Here is a 5,610-nt window from a genome sequence, read left to right on the forward strand (position 1 = left end):
GCGGCGGCTCGACCTGATGCTGCGCCTCGGCCCCTACGGCGACGGCTTCGGCGCCCGCCCGGACGGGCTGACCCTCCAGCGGCTGCTCGCCCACCCCCACGGCATCGACCTCGGCCCCCTGCGCCCGCGCCTCCCGCAGCCCCTGAAGACCCGCAGCGGCAGGATCGAACTGCTCCCGGAGACGGGCGCCCCCCCCCGGCCGCGCCCCCGGCGGGGCGCCGCCCGCCCCCGGGCCCGGATGCGGTTCCCCCTGTTGTTCCGGAGCTCAGCTGCCCCGTGTCAGCTGCCTCCCCCGCATCCGCCGCCGCACGACGATCCACCTCCGCACGACGATCCCCCACCACACGACGACCCGCCTCCGCAGGAGGAGTGACCGCCGCCGCACGAGTGACCCCCGTGCCCGCCGTGCCCCCCGTGGTGCCCCCCGTGGTGCCCGCCGGACGAGCCGCCGTCCGTGGTGCCCGCCCACCAACTGCTGCCGGCGCCGGACGACGAAGACGACGAAGACGAGGACCGGGCCCCGCTCCGGCACCGCTTGGCGTACCGGTCCTTGCGCGATCCCTTCACCACGGCCCCGACGAACAGGACCGCGATCACCGCCAGGATGATGCCGACGACCATGGCGTCACCCCTCCTTCCGTTCCCCCGAAGCGGCCCCCCGTGGGCGCCTCGCCTCTCACGTGGCTGCCGTGCGACCGCCGCGTGACTCGGGGATGCCCGGCCGTCGCGAACGCCAAAGCAGAGTTGAGGAACTCCAGAGCTTCGGCGCAGGATGACCGGCATGACCTCCAGCGCACGCCCTTTCCTGAACCGCCGGCTCGCCGAGTTCGGGACGACGATCTTCGCCGAGATGTCCGCCCTGGCCGTGCGGACCGGGTCCATCAACCTGGGCCAGGGCTTCCCCGACACCGACGGTCCGGAGGAGATCCGCGAAGCGGCCGTACGCGCCCTGCGCGAGGGCCACGGCAACCAGTACCCCCCGGGCCCCGGTATCCCCGAGCTGCGCACCGCGATCGCCGCGCACCAGCGGCGCCGTTACGGTCTGTCGTACGACCCCGACACGGAGGTGCTGGTCACGGCGGGCGCCACCGAGGCCATCGCCGCCTCCCTCCTCGCACTGCTCGAACCGGGTGACGAGGTCGTCGCTCTCGAGCCGTACTACGACTCCTACGCCGCGAGCATCGCGATGGCCGGCGGCACCCGCGTCCCGGTCACGCTGCGCCCGCACGTGGACGGGGGCGCGCGCTTCCGGCTGGACCTCGACGAGCTGCGCGCGGCCGTCACCGACCGCACCCGGCTGCTGCTGATCAACACCCCGCACAACCCGACCGGCACGGTCCTCACCCGCGAGGAGCTGACCGCGATCGCGGAGCTGGCGGTGGAGCGGGACCTGCTGGTCGTGACGGACGAGGTCTACGAGCACCTGGTCTTCGACGACGCGGCCCATCTGCCCCTCGCCTCCTTCCCCGGGATGCGCGAGCGGACGGTGACGATCGGCTCCGCGGGGAAGACCTTCTCCTTCACCGGCTGGAAGGTCGGCTGGGTGACGGCCACGCCCGAACTGGTGACGGCGGTGCGCTCGGTGAAGCAGTTCCTGACGTACGTCTCGTCGGGGCCGTTCCAGTACGCGGTGGCCGAGGCCCTCTCGCTGCCCGACTCGTACTTCACCGGTCTTCGCGACTCCATGCTGGCCAGGCGGGACCTGCTGGCGGCGGGTCTGGCGGAGGCGGGCTTCGAGGTGTTCAGGCCCGCCGGCACCTACTTCGTCACCACCGACATCCGCCCGCTCGGCGAGAAGGACGGCTTCGCCTTCTGCCGGGCCCTGCCCGAGCGCGCGGGCGTGGTCGCCATCCCCAACGCCGTCTTCTACGACGACCGCGACGCGGGCGCCCCCTTCGTCCGCTTCGCGTTCTGCAAGCGGGAGGAGGTCCTGCGGGAGGCGGTGGAGCGCCTGCGCCGGCTGTGACGGCGACGGGGACCGGGGCGAGGGCCGGGACGGGGCGCTCTAGACGGCGGGCGCCTGGCACTGGCGGACCAGGTGCACCGCCGCGACGAGGCTCAGTCCGGGCAGTGCCTGGCGCAGCGCCTTGACGGCGTGGACCTCCCGCGCCCGTGGGTCGATGCCCTCCCCGTCGAGCACCTGCCGGGCCCAGCGCACCCGCGGGTCCTCGCCCCCGCCGATCCCGTCGGCTATCTCCAGCGCCCGGCGCAGCCCCGGGGCGCTCCCGTCGTCCCCGGCCTGCCGCAGCGCCTCCTGGAGCGCGGCGCGCGCCTCGTCGAGGTCGTTCAGGACGACGAAGTGCGTTTCCTTCTTGCTGAACACGTCTACCCCCGGTTCGGTCGATCTCGATCGGTCGTGATCGAACTTCCATATGGTCGTGACCGATCTTCGCTGATCCTGGTGGCAGGAGTCGGCCACGGCAGACAAAACACGCCGTGTCACGCCGCCACGCCGACCCGCCGGCAAGCGCACCCGCTCGGATGTGCTCTGCTCGCGCCCCGGCCCACCCCCCTGCAAGGTGCGGAGATGTGACCCACGCCAGCACCACTCTCGCCCCTCACGCAGTCACACAGGAGCCCGGCCCCCGGGAACGCGTACGCCCCCGGCTGCCCCTCGCCGCGGCGAGCGGGGTCGCCGTCGGGCTGTTCGCCGTCACCCGGCTCTCCGGGACGGCCGTGCTCGCCGTGGCCGCCTGGGCCACCGGCAGACAGCCGCTCGCCCTGCTCGGCCGCTCCTGGGACTCGGCCTGGTACCTGGGCATCGCCGCGCACGGCTACGGCCGCACCCTGTACTTCCACCCCACCGTCATCCACAGCGACCTGGCGTTCTTCCCGCTCTACCCGGGGCTGGTGCGGATCGTGACCGCACTGACCCCGCTCGGCGGGGGCGCCGCAGGGCTGATCGTGTCGTGGGCCGCGGCCGCTGTCGCCGCCTGCGGGATCTACGCGATCGGGGACCGGCTGCACGGCAGAGCCGTGGGCACGGCGCTCGTGCTGCTGTGGGGGCTGCTCCCGCACTCCGTCGTGCTGTCGATGGCGTACACCGAGCCGGTGCTGACCGCGTTCGCCGCCTGGTCGCTGTACGCGGTGCTGTGCGGGAACTGGGTGTGGGCGGGGTGCCTGGCGGCGCTGGCCGGGCTGTCCCGGCCCAACGGTTTCGCGGTGGCCACGGCCGTCATCGCCGCGGCGGCCTGCGAGGCGTACCGCACACGCCGGCGCAACGGCAGGGTCTCCCACAGGCTGTGGACGGGTGCCGCGCTCGCCCCGCTGGGGTGGACGGCGTACGTGCTCTGGGTCGGCCGGCGCAAGGGGAACCTGCTGGGCGGGTACTTCGAGGTGCAGCGGCTGTGGGGGTCGCGGTTCGACTTCGGGCACGGGTCGCTGCACTTCGTGCGCCAGCTCCTCCTGCACGGCAACCGGTTCGTCTTCCCCATGACGATGGTGATCGTGGCGGCCGGCGTGCTGATGTACGCGCTGCTCGTCGTGGACCGCGCCCCGCTCCCCCTCCTGGTCCACAGCGGCGTCCTGCTGCTCATCGCGCTCGGCGGCTCCGGGTTCTTCGAGTCCAAGCCGCGTTTCCTGCTGCCCGCGTTCCCGCTGCTGCTGCCGCTGGCCCGGGCGCTGGTGCGGACGGCGAGAGCCCGGCCGGGGCACGCGACCGTGGTGGTCTGCGCCCTGGCCGGGCTCTCGTTCGTCTACGGCGCGTATCTGGTCGTGTTCGCCCGTACGCCGCTGTAGGTACTGCGAGGTGCCGGGGACTACTCCTCGTCGTCCTCCGGCTTCTCCGACTCGTTGACCTCCTGCTCGAGGCCGAGCTGCTCGACGAGCCACTTGTCGAACTCGATCGCGGCCCGCACCCAGCTGACCGTGGAGGAGACGAAGTGGTTCAGGTCGACGCCGGTGCCGATCAGCATCTGCGCCTCGCCGATGAGGCGGACGGTGCCGTCGTCGTGGGTGTGGCTGTACACCTTGGGCCACAGGGTCCGCCGGTTCCAGTCGTCGATGGACTCCAGCAGCTGCGGCTTCTCGTCGATCTTGTGGGGGCGGTCGTAGAACGTGCGCACCGAGAAGACCGCCTGTTCGGCCTCCCCGCGGAACATGAAGTACGTACGGAACTGCTCCCACGGCGCCGCGAGGTCACCCTCGTCGTCGACGACGTACTTGAGCTCCATCTGGTCGAGGAGCTGCTTCACGAGGTCCTGATCCGGGACGACGGGGCCCGCCGGTCCTTGCGGCTGCGGCTCGGGCTGGCCCCCGAAGTTCGGAATCGAGGACGGGTCGATGGTCACCGTGATTTTCCCTTCGTACGGATCCCGCCATCCTCCCCCATGCGGGGAGGGGGGTGGCAAGCCCCGACGGGGCCTGTCAGCCCTCGGCTGACATGATCCAGCCTGTCACGGGAAGACCGGGTGCGGGGAGCGGGGCGGACGGCGTGGCGCGGACACCGGACGAAGCGGGGGCGGGGCCGGACGAGCGCGGCCGGACCCGGTGGAGGACGGTCACGGCCCTGGTGGCGGTCCCGGTGCTGCCGACCGGTCCGGTCGTGCTGGTGGCGGCCTGGTCGACACCGCCGGACCTCCCGCCCGGCGCAGGGCCCGGGAAGGCGTCGTGCGAGAGGGCGCTGTCCTTCGGCGGGGCGAAGCTGCCGAAGGGGGCCCACGATGCCCGGCGAGGGGGACTGTGCCGGCAACGTCCCCGGCACGGCTTCCCCCCGGCTCCGGCACCGCCGTCGACGTGGAGTACGAGGGCTCGGACAGCTTCCTGGTGCGGTTCACGGCGTTCACCGTGCGGGTGGCGGCCCACCCCGTGGTGCGGGGGCGGGCCGCCGCGTCCGTCACAGCGTCTTGGCGGGCTTCTCCTCCGCCGTCGCCGGGCCCACGATCAGCCCGTCGCCGAAGGCGTCCACACGGACCGTGTCGCCGTCCTTGACCTCCCCGGAGAGGATCTCCTTGGCGAGACGGTCGCCGATGGCCGTCTGGACGAGGCGGCGCAGCGGACGGGCGCCGTAGGCCGGGTCGTTGCCCTCGTCGGCGAGCCAGGCCAGCGCCTGAGGAGTGATCTCCAGGCCGAGGCGCCGTTCGGCCAGCCGCCGGGCCAGCCGGTCGATCTGCAGCTGGGCGATCCGGGCCAGCTCCTCCTTGGTCAGCGCCGAGAAGACGACCAGGTCGTCGAGCCGGTTGAGGAACTCCGGCTTGAAGGAGGCACGGACCGTCTGCAGCACCTGTTCCCGCTTCTCCGCCTCGCCGAAGCTCGGGTCGACCAGGAACTGGCTGCCCAGGTTCGAGGTGAGGACGAGGATGGTGTTGCGGAAGTCGACCGTACGGCCCTGACCGTCCGTCAGACGGCCGTCGTCCAGCACCTGGAGCAGGATGTCGAAGACCTCCGGGTGCGCCTTCTCCACCTCGTCGAGCAGCACGACGCTGTAGGGGCGCCGGCGCACGGCCTCGGTGAGCTGGCCGCCCTCCTCGTAGCCGACGTAGCCGGGGGGAGCGCCGACCAGCCGGGCCACGCTGTGCTTCTCGCCGTACTCCGACATGTCGATGCGGACCATGGCCCGCTCGTCGTCGAAGAGGAAGTCGGCGAGCGCCTTGGCCAGTTCGGTCTTGCCGA

The 5,610-nt window shown here is 72.6% G+C and carries 5 protein-coding genes and 1 pseudogene; 3 read left to right on the top strand and 3 right to left on the bottom strand.

Translation table 11 applies throughout. The features are described 5' to 3' along the window. Together ACFW2E_RS40345 and ACFW2E_RS40350 are read left to right on the top strand one after the other, a co-directional pair. Window positions 1–373: pseudogene (locus tag ACFW2E_RS40345) on the top strand (hypothetical protein); the annotation flags it as partial. 399 nt (window positions 374–772) lie between these two features. Further along, window positions 773–1,966 (top strand): pyridoxal phosphate-dependent aminotransferase, encoded by a 1,194-nt coding sequence (locus ACFW2E_RS40350; protein ID WP_384475120.1) that lies wholly within the window; start codon window positions 773–775, stop codon window positions 1,964–1,966. A 39-nt stretch (window positions 1,967–2,005) separates the two neighbouring features. On the opposite strand, the gene ACFW2E_RS40355 is transcribed toward ACFW2E_RS40350, so the two are convergent. Next, window positions 2,006–2,323, bottom strand: a complete 318-nt coding sequence (locus ACFW2E_RS40355) for a hypothetical protein (RefSeq protein ID WP_384475123.1) — start codon at window positions 2,321–2,323, stop codon at window positions 2,006–2,008. A 206-nt stretch (window positions 2,324–2,529) separates the two neighbouring features. Between ACFW2E_RS40355 and ACFW2E_RS40360 the strand changes: the two genes are divergently transcribed. After that, on the top strand, window positions 2,530–3,738 hold the full coding sequence (locus ACFW2E_RS40360) for a hypothetical protein (RefSeq protein ID WP_384475126.1): 1,209 nt from the start codon (window positions 2,530–2,532) through the stop codon (window positions 3,736–3,738). Between the two features lie 20 nt (window positions 3,739–3,758). On the opposite strand, the gene ACFW2E_RS40365 is transcribed toward ACFW2E_RS40360, so the two are convergent. Then, a complete protein-coding gene (locus ACFW2E_RS40365) occupies window positions 3,759–4,289 on the bottom strand; it encodes a YbjN domain-containing protein (protein ID WP_384475129.1) in 531 nt (176 codons plus the stop codon). Window positions 4,290–4,834: 545 nt separating this feature from the next. Beyond that, the coding region (locus ACFW2E_RS40370; RefSeq protein ID WP_384475131.1) for an AAA family ATPase at window positions 4,835–5,610 on the bottom strand (776 nt) is incomplete at its 5' end.

Origin of the sequence: Streptomyces sp. NPDC058964 (assembly GCF_042741275.1) — a bacterium.
Classification (GTDB): domain Bacteria; phylum Actinomycetota; class Actinomycetes; order Streptomycetales; family Streptomycetaceae; genus Streptomyces.